A 22,663-nucleotide genomic window follows, 5' to 3' on the forward strand; every position below is an offset into this window, starting at 1 on the left:
ACTCGGACCGCAGGGGGTCGCGGAAGCGCCCAAATCGCTTGGCCTTATCCCTGAAGGAAATCGGCGACCGCAAATGTATCCCGTACAAGGGGCATCTTGCGAAACCAGAGTCGCGACTTGGCGTAACATTGTATATATAGGGCCTTCGGGAGAACGCAAGTCAAAAAAGTAGGGTTTCCCTCCTTTTTTGTGCGGATTGCTCGTAACTCTCTCTATAAAAAGGAGATAAAGTGCTAATAATCCAAGTGTGCGCGGGCTTTGGGAGAAGATAACGTGTTGCGTGAAGAGAGTACGTGAAGTCGCATCAGAAATGCGAATCTGGAGCGGTTCGGCTGGGCGCTTGTTTCAAGAATCTGATGTATTCTGCGTGGTGAGGGTGAGTTGTCCAAAGAATGCCTGCCCGAGGGATATGCATCCGTCGCCAGGAGTGGTGTGCTCATGCATATGTGGTGTAAGGGAGTGCAATGAAAGAGCACGAGGGAGCGTACGGGAAAGCGTTTTATTTAAAAAAACTCCTCCGCTGAGTGTAACTTGGCTCGTAGCAGTCTGTTTGCAGAGTTCTGAGGCGGCCAGGGCCAACCCTCTTGACAATCCGTTATGGAAACGGCGGCTGACCATTCCAGCCGGAACGCCGCCAAGGATGTCGTCTGCTGCCTGGGCAACCAGGGACAAGGAATCGAAAACCAGGGGAGCTCCGTCCTCTCCTCCGGAGAGAGCCCCGCAGTCGTAGCCCTCCGTCTCGCCGTGATCCTGGATGTGCTCGAGCCTGATGGCCGCCTGCCCTTCGTAGCTGATTTCAGGGCATACGCCGGTCAGGGCGCTTATGGCGTCGAACAGTCGCCCGCAGCTGCTGGTCAGGGGACTGTTCAGGCCCTTGTCCAGCATGGCGAGCACAAGCCCCGCCGCCTGCTCCCTCCCCTTGAGCCAGTGCCAGCCTTCGGCCAGGGGATCGCGTCCCAGGGCGTGCAGGGCGGCCATGGCCAGACGCCAGGGCTGGCGGATGGCGGCCTCGCTGCCGGGCAGGCGCATCTGGGCGAAATGCGCCAGACGCTTGAACTCCATGCGCACCGGGTCCACATAGAGGAATTCGCCGCCCCAGATGGTCCGGTCCCCGCCGTAGCCCGAACCGTCCAGGGCCAGCCCCACCACGGGTTCCATCAGACCCTTCTCGGCCATTACCGCCATGATGTGGGCGTAATGATGTTGCAGCCGGAGCACCGGCAGGCCGGACTCCTCCAGGGCGTAACGGGTGGAGAGGTAATCCGGGTGCATGTCGGCCACCACCGCCTCGGGGCGCACCTGAAGGATGCGCTCCAGGTGTTCGATCACCTCTTTGTGGAAGGCGGCGGTCTCCAGGTTCTGCATGTCCCCGATGTGCTGGCTCACGAAGGCCTGATCGCCTTTGGTGAGGCACACCGTGTTTTTGAGTTCCGGGCCGACGCCCAGAACGCAGGGGCCTTTGGACGGCAAAAATATGGGGGAGGGCGTATACCCCCTGGCCCGGCGCAGGAACTGGATTCCCGGCGCGCCGGTATCCTGGGGCGGCACGCGCACCACGCTGTCGTCAGTACGCACCAGGATGTCCCGGTCGTGCAGCAGGAAGAGATCAGCCAGGGAGCCCAGGCGGGACAGGGCTTCCCGGTTGCCCAGCGAGATGGGCTCGGAGCTCAGGTTGCCGCTGGTCATCACCAGGGCGGCCTCACCGCCAGGCTGCGCATCACGCAGGGCGCCCAGCAGCACCTGGTGCAGCGGGGTGTAAGGCAGCATGGCCCCCAGCTGGTCGGTGTCCGGGGAAATGTCGGGGGAGAGCCCCGCGCCGGTTTTCAAGGTCACCAGCACGATGGGCCGTTCGCGCCCGGTGAGCAGCCCAGCCTCTTCCGGCGAGACATGCGCCAGCTTCGAGAGCGTCTCCAGATCGGCGGCCATGATGGCCAGCGGCTTGGCCGGGCGTTTCTTGCGGCGGCGCAGTTCAGCCACGGCTTCATGATTGGCTGCGTCAGCTGCCAGATGAAAGCCCCCCAGGCCTTTGAGGGCCAGTATCTTGCCAGCGCGCAAGGCCTTGGCCGCGCGGGCCACGGCCTTGTCGCCCTCGGCCAGGGTCTTGCCGTGGCGGTCGGTCAGCCAGAGCCTGGGACCGCAGGCCGGGCAGGCGTTGGGTTGGGCGTGGAAGCGGCGGTCCAGCGGGTCTTCGTATTCGGCGCGGCAGGCCTCGCACAGGGGGAAGCAGGCCATGGACGTGGCGTGCCTGTCGTAGGGCAGGCTTTTGGTGATGGTGTATCGCGGGCCGCAGTTGGTGCAGTTGGTGAACGGATAGTTGTGGCGGCGGTTGGCCGGGTCGGCCATGTCCGCCAGGCAGTCCGGGCAGGTGGCCATGTCCGGGCTTACCAGCACATGGTGTCCGACCCCCGCCGTACTCTTCCGGATGACGAACTCCCCGCCGCCTTCGTCCGGGCTGGGAGGGACGCTCTCACGGGAGTGCGCCACGATCATGGCCAGTGGCGGCAGGGTGTCGATGAGGTCCGTGGCGAATCGTTCGAGGCGCTCTGGCAGGCCCTGCACCTCGATGACCACGCCTTCCGGAGCGTTCAGCACGTACCCGGAAAGGGCGTGTTCCCTGGCGAGGCGATAGACGAAGGGCCGAAACCCCACGCCCTGGACGCGGCCCACGACCACATGGCGTTCACGTTGGCTGGCAGACATACTCCGCACAACATAGCGCATCGCCAGGGGATAGGAAAGGGCGTCCGGAGATGCCCGGGCCTGCGCCGCGTCAGGACTTTTTGGCGCTTCCGCACAGACGCACGTAAAGGCTTTTGATCCGCCCCTTCACGAAGCGCACGGGCTTGAAGGCCACGTTGGCCAGCGCGGCAGGCAGCACAAACCCTTCAGCCGGAAAATCCTGCGGACGTTTCAGCGGATACGAGACGTCCCCGGTCAGGCCGCGCAGCACGGCCTCGCGCCCAAGCGGCGTGGCGTCCGGGGGCAGGCCCAGCACCGCATGCAGGGCGCAGTCCAGGTCAACGGGGTTTGCCGCAGCGCCCAGGAGCCCCAGCGGATACGGCTTGCCGGTGGCCGGGCCGCTCACGTGCATGGCCACCACGCCGTCCACGAGGTTCACGGACGGCGGCATGGCCCGGCACACGTCCATGATCATGCTCTCGAAGCGCGTGCCCTTCTCGCCGTGCACCTGGTGCGCCAGGGCCTTGCGGAACCCGGTGACGCACCCGAAGGTGTTCTTCACCGCCAGGGTAAGGAGCATCTGGTCGTGCACCTTGAAACGCGGGATGTTCACCAGCAGGTCCGCGTCCAGCGCCAGCGAGGCCACGCCGATGGAGCCGCCCAGAGTCAGCGGCAGTTGGCGGGGGCGCGTGAAGTTGACCAACCTGACGGGCAGCCCGGCCAGGGCCTTGTCCATGCCGCAGGCACGGGCCACGATGCGCCCCGTTCCAAAGGCCGGGGAGTCCCCCACCAGAACGTGCGCGCCGAAATCCGCCAGATAGCGGCAGGCCGCGCGCACCACCTCGGGGCGTGTGCAGGTCAGGCCCGGATTGGAAGGGGCCACCAGGTTGGGCTTCACCAGCACGCGCTGCCCGCGCGACGGGCGGCACCCGGCCAGTTCCAGCAGCCGCCCCACGGCGGCGTCCAGGCCGGGGCTTTCATAATCCGGCGCGTGATCGAGATAGACGGTGCGGCTCATGGCCGCAGACTACACGCAAAGCCATCGGACGTGTAGGGGGCGCGGCGGGGGCTTGACGATCCGGCTGCGCCTGTGTCCCGTTTCCTGGAACACGTGGTCCTGCCATTCAGGGACGAGACATCAGGCGCATGCCGGAATCGTTGTCGTCGACGGAGTGCTTTAGCCGAGCATGGCCATGACCGCGCGCATGAAGGCCGGAAGGTCCGAGGGCTGCCGGGCGGTGACCAGATTCTTGTCCACCACGGTTTCCGAGTCTTCGTAGAGGGCTCCGGCTGCGGTGATTTCTTCAGCCACGCTCTTGTAGCAGGTGGCCTTGCGTCCGCGCAGCAGGCCCGCTGCGGCCAGCACCTGGGGGCCGTGGCAGATGGCCGCGATGGGCGCGCCGGACCCGGCGAAGTCCCTGGCGATGTCCAGGGCCTTGGGGATGGCCTTCAGGGCCTCGGGAGCCTTGCCGCCGGGCAGGAGCAGCAGCTTGTACCCGCAGGACCCCGCGTCTTCCACGTCGTCCAGGGAGAGGTTGGCGGTGACGGTGTAGCCGTTTTTGCCCGTGATTGTTCCGGCCTTGGGCGCGGCGAGGTCCACCTGGTACCCGGCTTCTTGCAGGCGGTAGTAGGGGTAGAGCAGTTCCGAATCCTCAAATGCATCAGCTGAAACGATAAGCGCTTTAGGTTTCATGGGGACTCCTTTGGATGATATCCGTCTCTCCTTACCGCATATTTGCTTGCGTGGGCAACCGTTCAGGCCCGGACCACGGGAAGTTCCGTCCATGATGTGGTATAGCGCGGGGAGCGGTGCATCTGGCGCATGTCCCAGGGACGCGCGATGCCCGCCGACGCCGGAAACAGCGTCTCCCGGCCCCATTTGGCGTTCACCCGATCCAGGGCCTCCATCAGACGTCCGCCCCGACCGGCATGTTCCTGCGCCTCTTCCGGCACGTCCAGCAGCGAGAGTTGGGCCGTGGCCGCCGCCTCAATGCCCGTGAGCATCACCCCTGCCTTCTTGTAGCGAAAGCCAGGGCGATAGATGCGCTCCAGCACCTCCAGCGCGGCCCGCACGATGCGCGTGGTGTGCGCGGTGGGCGGACTGAGCCCCACGCTTTGCCCTGCGGTGTATTGCGGATCATCCTCCACGAACGAGTTGGTCTCCAGCCACACCTGGAGCGACGCGGCCTGCCCCTTCTGGGCGCGCAGCTTGCCGGCTGCCAGTGCGGCGTAATGGCTCAGGGCCTCGCGCAGGTCCTCGATGCTCTCCACCGGACGTCCGAAGGAGCGCGACGAAACAATGGCCTTTTTCGACTTTCCCACGCCCTCCAGGCTGATGCAGGGGACGCCGCGCAACTCCAGCCAGGTGTGCAGCCCCGTCACTGTCATGCTCTTCAATACGAATTCACGCGGCAAACGGCAGAAATCCAGCGCCGTGCGCACGCCGCGCTCAATCAGCCGCTTGCCATGGCGCGGTCCGATGCCCCACACGTCGCGTATCTCCGTCCGACCAAGCAACGCCTCGCGTTCAGGTCCCTCGGGAAGGTCCAGCACGCCCCCCAGGCCCGCGTCCTTCTTGGCCAGCTTGTTGGCGAGCTTGGCCAGCGTCTTGGTGGGGGCGATGCCGATGGACACCGGGATGCCGGTGCAGCGTTTCACCGTCTCACGCACCTGCCGGGCATGTTCCTCGGGGCGCTCAAGCCCCGTCAGGTCCAGAAACGCCTCGTCGATGGAATAGACCTCCATGCGCGGCGACATCCCGCCAGCCACGGCCATCACCCGCGCGGACATGTCGCCGTAGAGGGCATAGTTCGACGAAAACACCGTCACGCCGTGGCGCTTGAACAGGGCGCGGCACTTGAACTCAGGCGCGCCCATGGGCACGCCCAGGTCCTTGGCCTCCTGCGAGCGTGCGATGACGCAGCCGTCGTTGTTGGAGAGCACCACCACGGGCCGTCCGATCAGGTGCGGGGCAAAGGCGCGCTCGCAGGAGGCGTAGAAGTTGTTGCAGTCCATCAGCGCTAGCTTCATGTCAGCCCCGCATGAGCGCATGGATGACATGGGTAGCCACACCCCACACTTCCGCCTGGGATGCCTCTTGCAGCGCGACAGGCTCGCCGCCGTCCTCCGCAGACAGGACCAGCCCGACTCTGCCGCGCCTGAGACGCCTGACCGTGAGCTCCCCGTCCACGCAGGCCACCACCACGCTGCCCGGACGCGCCTGGACGGAGCGGTCCACCACCAGGAGGTCGCCGGACGCGATGCCAGCCCCGCGCATGGAGTCGCCCTGCACGCGCATGTAGAACGTGGCCGGGGCGTTACGCACCAGGAGCTGGTTCAGGTCCAGGCGCTGGTCGATGTAGTCCTGCGCGGGCGACGGAAAACCGGTCGCCGTCTGGAGTGTGTAGGGTTCAAGAGGTGTCTTTGCGGGCATGACAATGCGTATAGTTTGGCGCTACGAAATGGGCAAGATTTATTTGTCGCAGGAGCCTCCGGCGGCCAGAGAGGGCGCTGCCCTCTCTGGACTCTCCCGCCAGGGGGATGATCCCCCTGGACCCTGCATCCGCTTCGCGGGCAGCACCGTTACTGTTCAGAGAGCTCGCAAGAAAGCCCTGAAGCGCGCAAAGCCGCGCTTCAGGGCTTATCAATTTTTAAGATCACCGTTTTCGACAATGGCCGGGGCTGGTGGCTGTCGCGGTCGGGTTCTGGCGGGCGGGCGACGAATCGTCTTCAAATCGGTTCTAGCCCGCCCGCCAGGACACGAGCGGGACAGTCGCCAGAACCAGCCCCTTGCCCGAACTACCGCACACGACACGAAACCAAGAGCCGAGTCGAGGGAGCCCGGTTTATTTCAGCAATCCTAATTCCCAGCCCGAACTGCCGCGCACGACGCGAAGCGAATAGCCGGGTCCAGGGGAGGCTTCTCCCCTGGCGGGGGCAGGGCAGAGCCCTGCCGGGGCCGGGCGGAGCCCGGTTTATCCCAGCAGCTCCAGCATCTTCGCCGGGTCGGTCGTGGGCGGTTCGCACCTGCCGTCGCGGCAGACGAAGGCTGTGGCCTTGCCGTCCAGCGGGCACATGCCTGCCGTGTAGCTGGCGAGCGAGGCCAGTTCGCCGCTCTGGTCGCGCTTGAGCAGCAGCGTGCTCGGCAGATAGCGCGAGCGGACGGCTGCCAGGAACGGCTCCAGGGAGGCGTCGTCCGGTCCGGAGAGCACCACGTCCGCGCCGGGCGCGAGGGCGAAGTCCAGCCCGCAGAGCAGCATGGTGAAGCCGGACGGTGCGCGCTCCACGGTCTGGCCCAGGCTGCGCGAGAGCTGCGCGGCGTGTTCGGAGAAGTCGTGCCGGGAGGCGAGGCGAGAGAGCTTGGTGAGCACCAGCATGGCCACGGAGTTGCCCGAGGGGATGGCGGCGTCGAAGAATTCCTTCTGGCGCACCAGGAGGGTTTCGGCGTCGTGGGCGGTGAAGAAGAACCCGCCGTTCTCGGCGTCCTGGAAGCGCGCGATCATCTGGTCGGTCAGGTCCAGGGAGGCTTGCAGCCAGCCCAGGTCGAAGGTGGCCTGATAGAGTTCCAGGAGCCCCCAGGCCAGGAAAGCGTGGTCGTCCAGATTGGCTGGGATGCGGGCCTCGCCGTCACGGTAGCGGTGCAGGAGCGCGCCGGACGGATCGCGCAGGCGCGCCAGCAGGAAGTCGGCGGCCCGGCCTGCGGCGCTGGCGAGGTCCGGCTCGTTAAGGATGCGGGCGGCCTGGGCCAGGGCGGCGATCATCAGCCCGTTCCAGTCGGTGAGGATCTTGTCGTCCTTGTGGGGATGCACGCGCTTCTCGCGGTCCGTGAAGAGCCGGGCGCGGATGCTTTCCAGGCGTTCGTCCAGTTGGGGCGGGGGCGGCGCGGACAGATGAGGGATGTTGGCGCCGGTCTTTTCCTGGGTGGACTCCTCGACGAAGTTGCCGTCCGGCAGCAGGCCGAAGAGACGCACGAAGAGGCTCGTGTCCTCTTCGGAGAGCACGGCTCGCGCCTCGTCGATGGTCCAGACGTAGAATTTCCCTTCCTCGCCTTCGCTGTCGGCGTCCTCGGCGCTGAAGAATGCGCCCTCGGGGCTGGTCATGTCGCGCAGCACGTAGCGGGCGATCTCCTGGGCGGTCCGCTTGAACAGCGGGTCGCCGGTGGCCTGGAAGCCTTCGGCGTAGGCCATGAGCAGCATGGCCTGGTCGTAGAGCATCTTCTCGAAATGGGGCAAAAGCCAGTGCTGGTCGGTGGAGTAGCGGTGGAAGCCCAGGCCGATGTGGTCGAACAGGCCGCCCAGGCGCATGGCGGTGAGCGTTTTGGCGGCCATGTCCAGGGCCAGGGGCTCGCCGGTGCGCTTGTGGTGGCGCAGCAGGAACAGCAGCTGGTGCGGCGAGGGAAACTTGGGGGACTGTCCGAAGCCGCCGTGGTCTGGGTCGAAGCGGGCGGCCAGTTGGCGGTAGGCGGTGTCGAGGGTCTTTGGGCCGGGGCCGGCCTGGGCGGGCGTGGCGCGCTGGTGTTCGGCCAGGGCGTTCAGCACGTTGGCGGCGGCCTGTTCCACCTCGGCGGGACGTCGGGTCCAGACCTCGCTGATCTTGGGAAGAAGATCCATGAGCCCCATGCGCCCGAAGCGGGTGTGCTTGGGGATGTAGGTGGCTGCGAAGAAGGGGCGTCCGTGGTGGTCGATGAACACGGACAGGGGCCAGCCGCCCGCGCCGGTCATGAGCTGGCAGGCGGTCATGTAGATGTTGTCCAGGTCGGGGCGTTCCTCGCGGTCGATCTTCACAGGCACGGCGGTAGCGTTCAGGAGCGCGGCTGCGTCGTGATCCTCGAAGCATTCGCGTTCCATGACGTGGCACCAGTGGCAGGTGGAGTAGCCGATGGAGAGGAACAGCGGTTTGTTCTCCGCCTTGGCTTTGGCGAAGGCCGCGTCTCCCCAGGGCAGCCAGTCCACGGGATTGCGGGCGTGCTGGAGAAGGTAGGGGCTTTTCTCGTGGATCAGGGCGTTGGCGTGGTCGGGCATGCTGCCTCCGGGCTTTGGTCTTCGGGACCGGATAGACCATTTCGGGCCTGCAAACCAGAAAAATTCGTGTTTCTCCCAGTGGTTTTCTCCGGGGGGGTGGTATAGTACCGAATTGGAAAAAGTGTATGAAGCTCAGCGTAAAAGCCTCATTTCTCCTCTCAGGACTGGTCCTTGCGGTTATCGCGGCTACCAGCTTGTTCCTGCTGGACTACCAGCAGCGTGCGATCACCGTTGTCATCAAGCAGGATTTGGAGTCGGAAGCGACGACACTTGCGCGCGAAATCCGCAGCTTTGTCGATGAGAACCTGAACGACACAAGGGCGATAGCAGGAAACATCCCTCGCGAGCCTCTTGCCTCAGGCAACCTTGAAGCAGTGCGCGACCATCTGGCCCGCCAGGCGTCCTTTTACCCCCGGTTCGAGAACGGCCTGTTCCTGCTGGATGCAAACGGAAACTTCCTCACCGACTACCCCCATCATCCGGAACTCCACGGCCAGCCCTTCGCGCACCGCGACTACTTCCAGCGCACCAAGGCGCGCGAGCGGGGCGTGATCGGCGAGCCGTACGTGTCGATGCGCACCGGGCTGCCGGTCCTCACCTTCACGGCTCCCATCTTCTCCCCTTCAGGGCAGCTCCTGGCAGTGCTGGGGGCCTCGGTGAACCTCCTGTCGACTTCGGCCCTGGGCGAGCAGCAGCAGCGCAAGATCGGCCAGACCGGGTACGTGTACATGGTGGACCGCAACCGCCAGTTCCTGATGCACCCTGACAAATCCAAGATTCTGCGTTCGCTGGAGGCGGGCCGCAACCCGTTCCTGGACCGGGCGGCGCAGGGCTACGAGGGCGTGGGGGAGACGGTCAACAGCATGGGCGTGCCGGTGCTGATCGCTTCGCGGCAATTGCCTGCGCTGGGCTGGGTCGTGCTGGCGCAGCTTCCGCTGAAAGAGGCGCTGGCCACCACGCGCAACGGTCTGGCTGCTGTGGGCATGTTCTTTTTTGCGGCGCTGGCCGTGGTGCTGCCGGTGGGCTTTTTCGCCATGCGCAGGATCGTCAAGCCACTGGAGGCGCTGGAGCACGCGGCGCTCATCATCAGCCAGGACCTGCGAAAGGCGGAGGGAGCCCTCACCAGACCGTTTGCGTCAAGCGCTTTGGACGCTTTGCGCACCATGCGTTCCTCTGATGAGATCGGCAGGCTGGCGCGTGCCTTCTTCCAGCTGTCCGTGCGCCTGAAGCAGACCTTGTCCTCCCTGCGCACCGCCGCCGAGGACTGGGAGCGCACCTTCTCGTCCGTGCAGGAAGCCGTGCTGGTGCTGGACAGCGAGGGCAAAATCCTACGCGTGAACCGCGTGGCCGAAGACCTTTTTCGCGTTCTGCGCGAGGAGGCGGTGGGAAAACCCTGGCGCGAGATTCTGGCCATGGGTGGGAGCGCGCCCGAGGATTGGCCCACCATCCAGACGCTGAAAGGCTCGGGCCGCTTCAAGCTGACCACTTCCCTGCCGGGCGTTCCGGGCCGGTTCGAGCTGTCCTTCTCCATGATCCAGGGGCGCAGGGAGGGCAAGGGGTTCCTGCTCATGGTGCTGGACGTCACCGAGAAGATCCAGGCCGAGGAGCGCATCCGGGACCTGGCCTTCCACGACTCGCTGACCCGCCTGCCCAACCGGCTGCTCCTGGCGGACCGACTGGAGCAGGCCATCGCCACGGCGGACCGCAACAACTCCAAGGTGGGGGTGCTTTTTCTGGACCTGGATGACTTCAAGAGGGTCAACGACACCTTCGGCCACAAGGTGGGCGACGAACTGCTCAAGCAGACTGGCAAGCGGCTGAGCGCGTGCCTGCGCTCCAACGACACCCTGGCCCGCTACGCCGGGGACGAGTTTGTGGCCGTGCTCATGGACCTGAAGGACCCGGCCGAGGCCGCCAGCATCGCCTCGCGCATGCTGGAGTCGGTGGCCGAGCCGTTTGACCTGTCGGGAAAGCTGATCCGCATCGGGGTGAGCATCGGCATCGCCGTCTATCCCGAAGACGGCCTGGAGGCCGGGCTGCTGCTCAACCACGCCGACAGGGCCATGTACCGCGCCAAGGGCCGGGGCAAGAACAGCTTCTGGTTTTCCGACGGAGCCGTCGTGGACGACAGTCTCTCCGCTTTCCCCAGGCAGTAAGCCGACCGCCGATTCCATCCGCCCGGGCGCACGCGCGTCCGGGAGATTCCCTTCCCCGCCGGGTTGTCCGGTTTCAGCAGGCCTGTTCTACCTGGGCAGCGCCCCGTTGTTTATGTCGATGCAGGTGCCGTTGATATACTCCGGGCAGTCCGTGGCCAGCCAGACCATGGCCTCGGCCACTTCGTCCGCGCGGGCGAAGCGCCCCGTATACACGGCCTGAAGGATGGCCTTGCGGCGCTCCAGCGGGATGGTGTGGAGCATGTCCGTCTCCACTGGGCCTGCGGCCACGGCGTTCACCACCACGCCCTTGCCGCCGAGCAGCTTGGCGAAGCTCTTGGTGGCGTTCAAAAGCGCCGCCTTGCTGATGCCGTACCAGACGTCCGGGTGTCCGGTGTGCGCGGCCACGGAGGCGTTGTTCACGATCCTTCCGCCGCCGCCCCGCACCATGGACGCGCTGGCCTCGCGCATGAGGGCCACCGGGGCCTCGACGTTTATGCGCATCAGCATGTCGGATTTCTCGCGCGGATAATCGGTGTAGGGCAGGGCGTACATGATGCCCGCGTTGTTCAGGAGCACGTGGATGTCGCCGATGTCCGACACCAGCGCCGGGATGTCCTCTATGCGCGAGAGGTCGAAGGGGATGGTCCTGACGTTCTTGTGCGAGGCCAGGGGAAAACCGGAAAAATCGCGCGCGACCACGCACACGTCAAAGCCTTTGTCCAGAAGCATCCGGGTGGTTTCCAGGCCGATGCCCTTGTTTCCGCCGGTGACGACTGCGGTCTTGCCCATGGGGGAATCCTTTCGTGAGGCTTGAGAGTTCTGGAGTTCAGTTGGCGGCGGGAGTGGAGCGGAACCGTCCGCCCAGCATGTAGAAGATGGTCTTGGGAATCTCCAGCAGCACGATCCTGGCCGATTCCTGATCCTTCCACCAGGCGGTGGCGATCCTCTCCGAGGGCGTGCCCACCACGCGTATCTGCCAGCCGGGCAGGGCGTCGGTGAAGACCATGCGCGCGCGGCGCACGTGGTAGGGAGAGGTGACCACCAGCAGCGACCCGGGCTCCTTGCCCAGTTGCGCGGCCAGGGCCTCGGCCTCCTGGGCGGTGCTCAAGAGGTCGTCCCCGAAGTATTCCATGGCCTCGTCCGGGACGCCCTTCTTGCGCAGGATGGTCTTGTAGAGCTCCTCGCGTCGGGGGAAGGCGATATGGTTCTGGTCCAGCACGCGCTCGCTGGGCCAGCGGGCCACGCGCCCGATGTACACCTTCCTGGCCATGCCCAGCTGGTAGAGCTCCGCGCCGTAGGCCGCGCGGTTGAAGTTGCCGCCCATCACCACCATGGCGTCGCTGCGCGAAGGCGGGTCGCCGGTCTGGAGCCAGTAGCCCGCCGTGAGCAGAAGCCCCACGCCGATGACCACCGCAGCCAGCAGCAGGTGTTCGCCGACATGGACCACGGCCTTCAGGCTGGTGCGCATCATGGCGTTGTCCTCGGGGCGAACACCTCCTGGAAGTGCGACTTGTAGGCCGCGAAACGTCCCTGGGCGATGGCTTCGCGCGCGCCCCGGGTCAGCTCCAGGAAGAAGTGCACGTTGTGGATGGTGTTCAGCCGGTAGGAAAGCAGCTCCTGTGCCCTGAAGAGGTGGCACAGGTAGGCCTTGGAGAAGGTGCGGCAGGTGTAGCAGGTGCATTCGGGGTCCAGGGGGGTGTCGTCCTCCCTGTATTCAACGCGTTTGATGTTCACCTGCCCCTGGCTGGTGTAGAGCGTGCCGTTGCGGGCGTTGCGCGTCGGCAGCACGCAGTCGAACATGTCGATGCCGTTGCCGATGCCCTCCAGGATGTCCAGGGGCTTGCCCACGCCCATGAGGTAGCGCGGCTTTTCGGCGGGCAAAAGCGGCGCGGTGTGGGCCATGAGGTCGTACATTTCCGGCGTGGACTCGCCCACGGACAGGCCGCCGATGGCGTGGCCCTCGAAGCCCATGGAGCAGATGGCCTCGGCGCTTATGGCGCGAAGGTCCTTGAAGAAGCCGCCCTGCACGATGCCGAACACCATCTGGCCGTTGCGCCCCGGCTCGTGGTTCTCGCGCGAGCGCGCCGCCCAGGCGTGGGTCAGTTCCAGGGATTTCTCGGTGTAGGCGTGGTCCGCGCCGTAGGGCACGCACTCGTCCAGCACCATCATGATGTCGGAGCCGAGGTTGCGCTGGATGTCCAGGACCTTCTCGGGCGTGAAAAAGTGCTTGGAGCCGTCCAGGTGCGAGCGGAACTCCACGCCGTCGGGCTTCAGCTTGCGAAGTTCCGACAGGGAGAACACCTGATAGCCGCCCGAATCCGTGAGGATTGGGCCGTCCCAGCCCATGAACTTGTGCAGGCCGCCCCTGCGCGCGACCAGCTCGTCGCCGGGGCGCAGGTACAGGTGGTAGGTGTTGCCCAGGATGATCTGGGAGCCTGCGTCTTTCAGGTCCTGCGGGCACAGGGATTTCACCGTGCCCACCGTGCCCACGGGCATGAAGGCCGGGGTGCGCACCACGCCGTGGGCGGTGTGCAGCTCGCCCAGGCGCGCGGGGCCGTCTGTGGCCTGGACGGTGAACGTGCCGGGAGCCTTGGCGTCAGCGGAAACGGGGGAGATGACGGAAGTATCGGAGATGTTCATGTCGCTTATTTCCCGGCCACACCGCGCTTGGGGCAGATGTCTTCCAGTTCGCAGGACGGGCACTTGGGCGCTCTGGCCGGGCAGACCTCGCGACCGAAGTACACCAGCATGTTGTTGATCTCGCCCCAGTGCTCACGCGGGTAGAGCGGCATCAGGTCTCGCTCGATCTTCACGGCGTCCTTGGCGTCGGTGAGGCCCAGGCGGTAGGCCAGCCGGGTCACGTGGGTGTCCACGGCGATGCCCTCGTGGATGCCGAATGAGTTGGACATCACGATGTTGGCGGTCTTGCGGGCCACGCCGGGCAGGGTGATGAGCTCCGCAAGGGTGCGGGGTACCTCGCCGCCGAACACGTCCATGACGCGTTTGGCCGCGCCGATGAGGTTCTTGGCCTTGTTGTGGTAGAACCCGGTGGAGCGGACAACCTCTTCCAGGTCCTCCTGGCTGGCCGTGGCCAGTTCAGCCGGACCGGGCCAGCGGGCGAAGAGGTTCGGCGTGACCATGTTCACGCGCGCGTCGGTGCACTGGGCGGCCAGCACGGTGGCCACCAGCAGCTCCCAGGCGTTGGTGTGGTCCAGAGCGGGGACGGTCTTGGGGTATCTGAGGCGCAGGCGCTCGAAGATGATGGGGGCGCGTTCGGTTGACGTCATGCCCGGTGGGATAGCCGAAAGCGCGGCGGGGGGCAATGTTGAGGCACACGAACACTTTTCGCCTCAGGGAGCCTGCCAGCCCTCGCCCACATCCATCACCCGAAAGGCCTCCGATGAGACGCCGTATTCGCAGCGCGCGTTGGCCAGATGGTACAGGGGCGTGTCGATGCCCTCGTCGGTCAGCTTGAACACCCCGTGGTGGGTGGCCACGGCGCGTCGCGCGCCCAGGTCGCGCATGGCCAGCACGGCCTCTTCGGGGTTCATGTGGGCCGGGGACATGAACCAGCGCGGCTCGTAGGCCCCGATAGGCAGAAGCGCCACGCGCATGGAACCGAAGCGCGAGCGGATCAGCCGGAAGGCCTCTCCTGAACCGTAGCCCGTGTCGCCGAAAAAGCCGATATGTCCGCCCGGAGCCTCCAGCACGAAGGAGCACCACAGGGCCTTGCGACGGTCGAACACGCCCCTGGCGGACCAGTGGTGCGCCGGGGCGGCGTGGACGCGCAGGCCGACCGGATGCTCGCTCCTGGAGTGCGCGTCGCTCCCGGCCTGACAAGACGCAGAAGCTCCTGCGCCTGGAAACACATCCAACGATTCCCACCAGTCGAGCTCCTCGCACACGCGCCGCCCCAGCGCCCCGTCGATGAGCGCGGCGTTGCCGAGCGGCGCGACGATGCGCGGGCGGTGGCGCTTCCACAGGGCGGCGAGCGTGGGCAGGTCCAGGTGGTCGTAGTGGTTGTGGCTGACCAGCACCGCGTCGATGGGGGGGAGCATGTCCAGGGAGAGGCCGGGCTTTCGCGCTCGTTTGAGACCAATGAGAAAGGGGCCGGTGCGCTCGGACCAGACCGGATCGGTGAGCACGTTCACCCCGGCGGTCTGGATGAGCGTGGTGGAGTGGCCGATGTAGGTAAGGCGCAGCTCGTCGCCGTGAACACGCTCGGGCGGGACGTCCTGCCGGATGTTCGGGACGTGGACGGGCCAGGGCGTGGAGCGCGAGGTGAACTTCCAGCGCAGCAGGTCAGAGAATTTGCGGTCTTCGGTGGGCCACGGCGTATGGAAGCGCTGGCCGTCGAAGTGGTCGGACACGGGGTAGGGGCGGGCAGGTTTTGCGCCCGATACGCCCGACAAGCCCGAACAGGGCGGGCCGATGGCTGCGCCGTCTCCGGGGATGAAGCGCGCGAGAAATCTCTGGATGAACTGCTGCATGACGACCGTCTTTGCCGGATATTTGCGAAGTGCTTTGTCCGGATAATGCTCCGGATGCGCCCAGGCAAGCCACACAACAAAAAAAAGCCCCGCATGAGCGGGGCTTTTTCGATCAAATTGCAGCTGCGCTTACGGCAGGAACACCACTGCGGAGATGGTGGTGGTCCACATGCCGGACACGCCCTGGGTGACGCTGGGCAAAGAGGTGGACTCGATGATCTTGCCGGACATCATGTAGATCTCGCGGCGCTCGTCGTAGGCGGTCTCGGGATCGAAGTCGATGCCCAGAGTGGTCGCCAGCATGGTGGAGGCCAGGTCCTCGGCGAAGTCGCCGATTTCCTTCTCTTCCTTGCCGAAGGAGGTGTGCTCGGAAATATATCCGTAGTGATCCTTGCTGGCGGGGAAGGCCATGCCCACGGCGGAACCGACCAAGCGGCCCTTCTCATCGGTGGCGTTGCGGGCCATCACGCAGAAGGTGATCTGACCTGGGTTGAGCAACTGCGTGCCCTCTTCCATGGTGAGGAGAGTGCAGTTGGGGGGGTAGATGCTCGACACGTACACCAGGTTCAGCTTTTCGATTCCGGCATCGCGCAGGGCGAGCTCGAAGGATTGCAGCTTATTCTTGTGACGGCCAAGGCCTCGGGTGAAGAAGGCTTTGGTCGGGACGAACGTTTGTCCGAACATTGGAAGTCCTCCGTGGGAGTGCCTCCCCGCCTTGCGGGGGAAACGAGTCATAAAGATTTTTTGTCGCGAAGTATAGGCTTTTTTGCCCCTGCTTTTTCCAGGGTCTGCTTGATCTCCGCTTCCGTTCCCTTCACCTGGACAATCACCCGGTAGAGGGACTTCCCATCCACTTTCGCCTCCTCCACGGAGGCTTTGACGCCCTTCTTGGCCAGACGGTCCACCTCGGCCTGGGCCTGGGACTGCTTGTCCAGGGCGGCGATCTGGTAGGTAGCCTGAATTTTTGGCGATTTCGTGTCTTTTGCGTCCTTGGCGGCTTTGGAATCCTTCGAATCCTTGGCTGCCTTGGCGTCTTTTGCGTCCTTGGGGTCGGCAGGCTTGGCCGGATCAGCCTTGGGCGTCTTGCGGTCCGGCTGGGCCGGGGACGTGGCCACCTGTCCCTTGGGCAGGGGGGCCGGAGTCTTTTCCAGCGAGGTGGTGGGAACAGCCGCACCTGCTGAACCGGCTGCCGGGGCCAGCGAGCTCACGGGCGCGGAGCCGCCTTGAAGCCCCGGTGCGCCGGGCGCGTCGGCGGGCTTTTTGGCGGAGTCCACGGTGACGGTCTCCTGGGGCTTTTTGCCCTGGAGGGTGTCCTGGAACTGGAGGTCTTCAGGCTTGAGCACCGTGGGCGGCTCCCGGTTCTCCTGCTGCGCGGCGGGAGCCGTGGAGGGCATGATCTGCGCTACCTGGGGGACGGCGTTTTCCGGCTTGTAGCCGCGCCCGACCAGCACCCCCAGGATGAACACCCACACGATGCCAAGCACCCCCACCACAACCACGGAGATGAGTCCGGGGCCGGTGAACTCGAAGCTGAACTTCCGAGGCCCCTCGGGGGGCTTGGTGACATTGAAGCGGTCCACGACCTTCATGCGGTTCTCCGGCTGAGGCGGCGTTGCGGCCCGTCGCCACCCCGAAAGCGCGGTGGTGGCAGGCCGCCGTAAATGGTGACTGTATGATAATAGCGCCCGGATGAGACGTTACATCTTTTCCGGGGCGCTCACACCCAAAAGCTCCAGTCCGCTTCGGACCACTTCAGCCACGGCCGCAAGCATGAGCATGCGGGCGCGCATGAGGTCCTCGTCGGACGCGGCCAGCACGGGGTTGGCCGAATAGTACCGGTGCAACAGGCCCGCCAGCTCGCGCAGGTAGAAGCTGACCACGTGGGGGGAAAGCGTCTGCGCGGCATTGGCCAGCGTGTCGGGATACTGCTCCATGAGGCGCATCAGGTCAAGGTCCTCGGGGGTGTCCAGCCGGGCCAGCAGCGCCGGGGAGCACTCGGGCATGGCCACGCCGCGCTCGGCGGCCTTGGCGAACAGCGAGCAGATGCGGGCGTGGGCGTACTGCACGTAGTACACCGGGTTGTCCATGGACTGCTGCTTGACCAGATCGAGGTCGAAGTCCAGGTGGCTGTCGGACTTGCGCGAGAGGAACATGAAGCGCGCCGCGTCCACGCCCACTTCGGCGCACACGTCGGCCAGGGTCTCGAACTGCCCGGCGCGGGTGGACATGGCGATCTGCTCGCCGCCGCGCAGGAGGTTCACCAGTTGCACCAGGATGACCTTGAGGTCGTCTGCGTCGCGGCCCAGGGCCTGGACGGCGGCCTTCATGCGGGGGACGTAGCCGTGATGGTCCGCGCCCCAGATATCCACCACGGTGTTGAAGCCGCGCGCGTACTTGTCGGCGTGGTAGGCGATGTCCGAGGCGAAGTAGGTCAGCTCGCCGGTGGATTTGCGCAGCACGCGGTTCTTGTCGTCGCCGTAGCGGGTGGTGTCCATCCAGGCCGCGCCGTCGTCTTCGTAGGCCAGCCCGCGCGACTTCAGGTCTTCCAGGGTGCGCTCGACGGCTCCGGCGGCAACCAGGGACTTCTCCGAGAACCACACCTGATGCTCCACGCGGAAATCGGCCAGGTCCTTCTTGATGCCGTCCAGGATGGACTTCATGCCGTACTCGTAGCAGATGTCCTGGCCTTCTGCCGGGGGCAGGTCGCACAGGGCGCTGCCCTTGAGGGTGAGCAGCTCACGCGCCAGATCGATGATGTATTCGCCCTTGTACCAGTCCTCGGGATAGGTGACGGGCTTCTTCAGGAGTTCCAGGCAGCGCACCCAGATGGATTCGCCCAGAAGGCGCATCTGGCGGCCAGCGTCGTTGATGTAGTATTCGGTGGAGACCTCGTAATCCATGGCCCGCAGGATGCGCGCCACGCAGTCGCCCACGGCCGCGCCGCGTCCGTGCCCGATGTGCAGGGGACCGGTGGGGTTGGCGGAGACGAACTCCACCTGCACCTTGCGACCGCGTCCCAGGTTGAACTTGCCGAAGCAATGTTTGACTTCCAGCACCTCTTCCACGGTCTTCTGCCAGAAGGCCGGGGCGAAGGTGACGTTCAAAAAGCCCGGTCCGGCCACTTCCACCTTGGAGAGGGCGGGGTCGGCAGCCAGGAGCTCGCTCTTGAGCACTTCGGCCAGGTCGCGGGGCTTCATGCCGAGCTTGCCCGCCGTGAGCATGGCCACGTTGCAGGCCATGTCGCCGAACTGTTTGTCCTTGGGGGGCTCGATGGTGGCCTTGTCGGGCCAGGCGGCCCCTTTCTTTTCCAGGATGGAGCCCAAAAGGCTCCGCAGATGAGTCAACGCGCGCATGATGTTCTATCCCGCTTGCTTTTCTTAGCGATTATATCCTGCCGGAACACATGTCCGGCAAACTTGCCAAGCCCCCTATATGGGTTTCCAAAGGGCGGAGCCCTTTGGCCGCCGGAGGCTTCTTAAGCGATAGAAAAATCAAGTTCCGGCGGACGGCCTGGGGCTTTCACCCCGTCCGCCGCCGGAGGCTTCCTAAACGACAGCGTGTTTCGCGCTAGGGCAGCACGAACGAGTCGGCGGCCTCTTTCGTGGCCACGTTTACGGCCACGGCGTCGTCCTTGCCGTCCAGGTTGGGCTTGACCATCTTGGTCAACACGCCCTTGGGGCCGATCTCCACGAAGGTCCGGGCTCCGGCCTCGTACAGGGCGGCCATGGTGTCGATCCAGCGCACCGAGGAGGTCATCTGGCGCGCCAGAAGCCCAAGAAGCTTGTCCGGATCGGCCACGCCCTGGCCGGTGACGTTGGCGAAAACCGGCACGGACGGCGCGCGCCAGTCGGCCTTCTTGAGGACCTTCTCGATCTCGGCGGCGGGCTCGGCCATGAGGGGCGAGTGGAACGCGCCGCTGACGGCCAGGGGGATGGCCCGGCCCTTCACTTCCTTGCACAGCCCGGCGGCCTGGTCCACGGCGTCTTTGCGGCCCGAGATCACGTACTGTCCGGGGGTGTTGTAGTTGGCCACGATGAGCGTGCCCCCGGTGGCCTCGGCGGCCTTGGCCACGATGGCCTCCACGTTCTCCAGGGAGACCTTGAGGATGGCGGCCATGGCGCCTTCGTCCGCGCCCTTGCCCCCGGCTTCGGCCATGAGCCTGCCGCGCAGGCTGACCAGTTCCAGCACCTGCCGGATGGGCAGCGCCTCGGAGGCGGCCAGGGCGGCGTATTCGCCCAGGCTGTGCCCGGCCATGCCCATGGGGGCGAGGCGGGGCTTCACGACCTGCCACAGGTTCAGGGTGGTGACGGTCATGGCGGGCTGGAGGTTGCGGGTGTCGGCCATGGAGGCGTCGTCGCCATCCCAATATATATTGCGAAGCGGGAGGCCGGAGATTTTCTCGGCCAGCTTCCACAGATCCATGGCGTCTGCGCTGGCCTCGGCCAGATCGCGGCCCATGCCTTTTTCCTGGGAACCCTGGCCGGGGAAAAGCACGGCCACGGTGTGAGCGTTCGTGGTCACGGGTGAAGGCTCCTTGCAAGGTGGGATTGTCGTTTCCGCCGCGTTGGTAGAGCATCCTTTGACGGGCGTCAATTCTTGGGCCATACCCCGGCCCATGACAACTGGCAATCCCACATCTGAAAGTGTCGCCCGCGCCGCCCTGGCGCTGGGCCGCGAGCTGACCCCCGAACAGGCCGCAGGACTGGCCGCGTACCTGGGGCTTCTGGAATCCTGGAACCGCAAGACCAACCTGGTGGGGCCGCGCTCCTGGCCGGAGATGCTCTCGGAACTGGTGGCGGACAGCTGGCACCTGGCCGACCTGCTGGAGTCGCTTGATCTGCCGGAGGACTGCGTGACGTTCGATTTTGGGGCCGGTGCGGGCATTCCGGGCCTGCCGCTGCGCGTGTTCTGGAAGACCGGGCGCTACGTGATGATAGAGCCAAGGGCCAAGCGGGCGGGTTTTCTGCGCCAGTGCGCGGCCATGATGCGGCTTAAGGGCACGGAGGTGTTCGAGGGACGCGCGCAGGACGTGCGCGAAAAGGCCGACGTGTGCCTGTCGCGTGCGTTCCAGCCCTGGCGGGAGTTCCTGGAGACGTCCCGGCTGTATTTGCGAAGCATGCCGGGCAGCGCCGCAGAGGCCCGGTGCGGGGCAAACGCCACGCAGCATGACCCTGGAGCGGGGCAGCCGGGGAGAAAATCAGCGGTGGTGGTGTTCTCGAACGAGGCGCAGCCGGAAGCGGCGGTGCCGGAAGGCTTTGGGGCGGCGGCCATTACCGCCTATCCCAGCCGTGGGAAGACGGGCTACTTCTGGGTGTTCGCGCCGAGCATCTGCTCCAGCTGACCCTTGAAGATGAGCTTGGTGGCCTGTTCATCGGCCATGTCGGCCAGATCCATCAGCTTTTCCAGGAATTCGAGGATGGCCACGCGCTTGTCCTCGTCCGCGAACTCGAAATCCTGCTCCAGGTCGCCGGAGGCGAAGTAGGCCTCCAGCTTCTCCAGGTAGGCGTGGTCAAGAAGCGCCAAGGGGATGTCGTCGGGAGCGCGGGGGAACCCTACGCTCCCGCCTCCAGGGCCAGGGCCGCGTCGTACTGCGCTTCCAGGCTGTCCATCAGCTGCTTGACCGAGATGATCTCCTCCACGCGCCAGGCGTTCTGGCCGGCGAAGGCGAAGCCGTGGGCGAGGTTGCCCTTCTTGGCGTTCATCAGGGCCATCATGATGCAGTAGGGCGTGGTTTTGTGGTCGCAGGAGTGCACGCAGTTGAAGGGACAGGTCTTGGGGTGGCGCTCGCCGCGCGCGGCCTCCTCCAGGAAGGTGTTGGCGATGGCCCTGCCGGGCAGGCCCACCGGGCTCTGGATGATGACGATGTCCTTCTCTTTGGCCTTCAGGTAGGTCTGCTTGAAGGCGTCATCCGCGTCGCACTCGTGGGTGGCCACAAAGCGGGTGCCCATCTGGACTCCGGCAGCGCCCATGCGCAGGTACTTCAGGATGTCCGCGCCGGTGTAGACGCCGCCTGCCGCGATGACAGGGATGGGGCCGCCGCCTGGGGCGGTGTAGGGCTTCACGGCTTCGATGACTTCGGGGACCACGGTCTCCAGGGAGTGCGCTGGGTCGGTGATCTGGTCGCGCTTGAAGCCCAGGTGTCCGCCCGCCAGGGGGCCTTCCACCACGAAGGCGTCGGGGACACGGCCGAAGCGGGCCAGCCACTTCTTGCACAGGATCACCGCCGCGCGGGCGGAGGAGACGATGGGGACGAGCTTGGTCTTCGCGCCCTCGGGCAGGTGGGCGGGCATGTCCAGGGGCAGTCCCGCGCCGGAGAAGATGGCGTCGATGCCTTCCTTCACGGCGGTGGTCACAAGGTCCGCGTAGTTGGTCAGGGCCACCATGATGTTGACCCCGACCGCGCCGGAGGTCTTGGCTCTGGTGGCGCGGATCTCGTCGCGCAGGGCCTCGTTGTTGGTCTCGATGAAATTGGTGGCATACCCGGGCCTGCCCATTCCGATGCCTGCGGCGGCGATGACGCCGATGCCGCCCGCTTCGGCAACCGCCGAAGCCAGACCGGATAGGGATATGCCCACGCCCATGCCTCCCTGGACGATGGGGGTTCGGACGGTAAGGTCGCCAATAGTGAGGGAAGGAAAGGGCATGTCAGCTCCACGCGTTGAAAAGAAAGCTGCTCTCGCGACCGGGTCCGCTGCTCGCGGTACCGTCTGGGCGAACGCGCTTGAAAACACGTTCCGCGAAAAAAGTCGAGGGGAGATTGCGGCCTTTCCCCTCAGGCATGGTGATACGGATGCCCCGCGAGGATGCTCATCCCGCGGAAAAGCTGCTCCAAAAGCACCACGCGCGCCAGTTCGTGCGGCAAAGTATACGGACCGAGGCTCATTCGTTCGTCGAAACGCGTCCGGGCCTCGGGGCTGAAGCCGTAGGGGCCGCCGATGACGAAGCATGGCGCGCGGCCCGGGTCGTCCAGCCATGTGGAAAGCTTCGCGGCCAATCCTTCGGAGCCGTAAGCCTTGCCCCCCACGTCCAGACCCACGACGCGGTCCTTGGGACCTAGCACGCCCAGGAGGTTCTGGCCCTCCTTGCGGCAGCGCATCACCGGGTCCCTGGCGTCCTTGGCGTCGCGCACAAGGGCGACGTCGCACCGCACGAAGCGCTCCAGGGCCTGGGTGTAGTGGCGACAAGCCTCCACGGCCCATGGGGCCTTCACGTCCCCGACAAAGACCAGCCGTATCCGATTCATTGCCGGAGCTACGCTATCCCCAGCCTTGGCAGTTGTCAAAGCCCTGGTCATGCTGTAGGCAATAATGGGCATTCG

At 65.6% G+C, this 22,663-nt stretch carries 20 protein-coding genes; 2 read left to right on the forward strand and 18 right to left on the reverse strand.

Annotation, left to right across the window (positions count from 1 at the left end; all coding sequences use genetic code 11):
- Positions 1-345: 345 nt before the first annotated feature.
- The 6 genes from hypF to G453_RS0114240 form a co-directional block, all read right to left on the reverse strand.
- Positions 346-2,700: a carbamoyltransferase HypF gene (gene hypF, locus G453_RS0114215; RefSeq protein WP_027191598.1), complete on the reverse strand. Its 2,355-nt coding sequence runs from the start codon at positions 2,698-2,700 to the stop codon at positions 346-348.
- 70 nt (positions 2,701-2,770) lie between these two features.
- Positions 2,771-3,697 (reverse strand): DUF362 domain-containing protein, encoded by a 927-nt coding sequence (locus G453_RS0114220; protein ID WP_027191599.1) that lies wholly within the window; start codon positions 3,695-3,697, stop codon positions 2,771-2,773.
- A 159-nt stretch (positions 3,698-3,856) separates the two neighbouring features.
- Entirely contained in the window at positions 3,857-4,372 is a 516-nt protein-coding gene (locus G453_RS0114225; protein ID WP_043645850.1) for a type 1 glutamine amidotransferase domain-containing protein, read from the reverse strand.
- A 62-nt stretch (positions 4,373-4,434) separates the two neighbouring features.
- Positions 4,435-5,709: a Y-family DNA polymerase gene (locus G453_RS0114230; protein WP_043645852.1), complete on the reverse strand. Its 1,275-nt coding sequence runs from the start codon at positions 5,707-5,709 to the stop codon at positions 4,435-4,437.
- Between the two features lies 1 nt (position 5,710).
- On the reverse strand, positions 5,711-6,112 hold the full coding sequence (gene umuD / locus G453_RS0114235) for a translesion error-prone DNA polymerase V autoproteolytic subunit (RefSeq protein WP_043645854.1): 402 nt from the start codon (positions 6,110-6,112) through the stop codon (positions 5,711-5,713).
- Between the two features lie 541 nt (positions 6,113-6,653).
- Positions 6,654-8,699: a thioredoxin domain-containing protein gene (locus G453_RS0114240; RefSeq protein WP_027191603.1), complete on the reverse strand. Its 2,046-nt coding sequence runs from the start codon at positions 8,697-8,699 to the stop codon at positions 6,654-6,656.
- A gap of 125 nt (positions 8,700-8,824) precedes the next feature.
- Here G453_RS0114240 and G453_RS26465 point away from each other — a divergent pair, with 125 nt between their 5' ends.
- Entirely contained in the window at positions 8,825-10,855 is a 2,031-nt protein-coding gene (locus tag G453_RS26465; RefSeq protein ID WP_027191604.1) for a diguanylate cyclase domain-containing protein, read from the forward strand.
- Between the two features lie 87 nt (positions 10,856-10,942).
- On the opposite strand, the gene G453_RS0114250 is transcribed toward G453_RS26465, so the two are convergent.
- The 9 genes from G453_RS0114250 to G453_RS0114290 form a co-directional block, all read right to left on the reverse strand.
- The gene (locus G453_RS0114250; protein WP_027191605.1) at positions 10,943-11,644 is read right to left on the reverse strand and encodes an SDR family NAD(P)-dependent oxidoreductase; all 702 of its coding nucleotides are present in this window, start codon (positions 11,642-11,644) and stop codon (positions 10,943-10,945) included.
- A 37-nt stretch (positions 11,645-11,681) separates the two neighbouring features.
- Positions 11,682-12,326 (reverse strand): YdcF family protein, encoded by a 645-nt coding sequence (locus tag G453_RS26470; protein WP_051272437.1) that lies wholly within the window; start codon positions 12,324-12,326, stop codon positions 11,682-11,684.
- The gene (gene tgt / locus G453_RS0114260) at positions 12,323-13,495 is read right to left on the reverse strand and encodes a tRNA guanosine(34) transglycosylase Tgt (protein ID WP_051272438.1); all 1,173 of its coding nucleotides are present in this window, start codon (positions 13,493-13,495) and stop codon (positions 12,323-12,325) included. The genes G453_RS26470 and tgt overlap by 4 nt, the downstream gene beginning before the upstream one ends.
- Positions 13,496-13,500: 5 nt before the next feature.
- Complete coding sequence (gene nth, locus G453_RS0114265) at positions 13,501-14,142, reverse strand: endonuclease III (protein WP_027191607.1); 642 nt, start codon at positions 14,140-14,142, stop codon at positions 13,501-13,503.
- A gap of 63 nt (positions 14,143-14,205) precedes the next feature.
- Complete coding sequence (locus tag G453_RS24195; RefSeq protein ID WP_084502369.1) at positions 14,206-15,345, reverse strand: MBL fold metallo-hydrolase; 1,140 nt, start codon at positions 15,343-15,345, stop codon at positions 14,206-14,208.
- A gap of 129 nt (positions 15,346-15,474) precedes the next feature.
- Complete coding sequence (locus G453_RS0114275; protein ID WP_027191608.1) at positions 15,475-16,029, reverse strand: pyruvoyl-dependent arginine decarboxylase; 555 nt, start codon at positions 16,027-16,029, stop codon at positions 15,475-15,477.
- A 47-nt stretch (positions 16,030-16,076) separates the two neighbouring features.
- Entirely contained in the window at positions 16,077-16,934 is an 858-nt protein-coding gene (locus G453_RS0114280) for an SPOR domain-containing protein (RefSeq protein ID WP_027191609.1), read from the reverse strand.
- Between the two features lie 108 nt (positions 16,935-17,042).
- Positions 17,043-18,698 carry an arginine--tRNA ligase gene (argS, locus tag G453_RS0114285; protein WP_027191610.1) on the reverse strand — a complete coding sequence of 552 codons (1,656 nt, stop codon included), beginning with the start codon at positions 18,696-18,698 and terminating at the stop codon, positions 17,043-17,045.
- A gap of 214 nt (positions 18,699-18,912) precedes the next feature.
- Positions 18,913-19,866, reverse strand: a complete 954-nt coding sequence (locus G453_RS0114290; protein WP_027191611.1) for an ACP S-malonyltransferase — start codon at positions 19,864-19,866, stop codon at positions 18,913-18,915.
- Between the two features lie 94 nt (positions 19,867-19,960).
- Between G453_RS0114290 and G453_RS24200 the strand changes: the two genes are divergently transcribed.
- Positions 19,961-20,686 carry a 16S rRNA (guanine(527)-N(7))-methyltransferase RsmG gene (locus tag G453_RS24200; protein ID WP_043645857.1) on the forward strand — a complete coding sequence of 242 codons (726 nt, stop codon included), beginning with the start codon at positions 19,961-19,963 and terminating at the stop codon, positions 20,684-20,686.
- Here the strand turns inward: G453_RS24200 and G453_RS0114300 are convergent.
- The 3 genes from G453_RS0114300 to G453_RS0114310 form a co-directional block, all read right to left on the reverse strand.
- The gene (locus G453_RS0114300; RefSeq protein ID WP_043645859.1) at positions 20,647-20,868 is read right to left on the reverse strand and encodes a hypothetical protein; all 222 of its coding nucleotides are present in this window, start codon (positions 20,866-20,868) and stop codon (positions 20,647-20,649) included. The genes G453_RS24200 and G453_RS0114300 overlap by 40 nt on opposite strands.
- Positions 20,869-20,897: 29 nt before the next feature.
- Positions 20,898-21,989: an NAD(P)H-dependent flavin oxidoreductase gene (locus G453_RS0114305; RefSeq protein ID WP_027191613.1), complete on the reverse strand. Its 1,092-nt coding sequence runs from the start codon at positions 21,987-21,989 to the stop codon at positions 20,898-20,900.
- Between the two features lie 128 nt (positions 21,990-22,117).
- Positions 22,118-22,588 (reverse strand): 23S rRNA (pseudouridine(1915)-N(3))-methyltransferase RlmH, encoded by a 471-nt coding sequence (locus G453_RS0114310; RefSeq protein WP_027191614.1) that lies wholly within the window; start codon positions 22,586-22,588, stop codon positions 22,118-22,120.
- Positions 22,589-22,663 lie beyond the last annotated feature (75 nt).

The organism is Fundidesulfovibrio putealis DSM 16056 (assembly GCF_000429325.1).
In the GTDB taxonomy this organism is placed as follows: Bacteria; Desulfobacterota; Desulfovibrionia; order Desulfovibrionales; family Desulfovibrionaceae; genus Fundidesulfovibrio; species Fundidesulfovibrio putealis.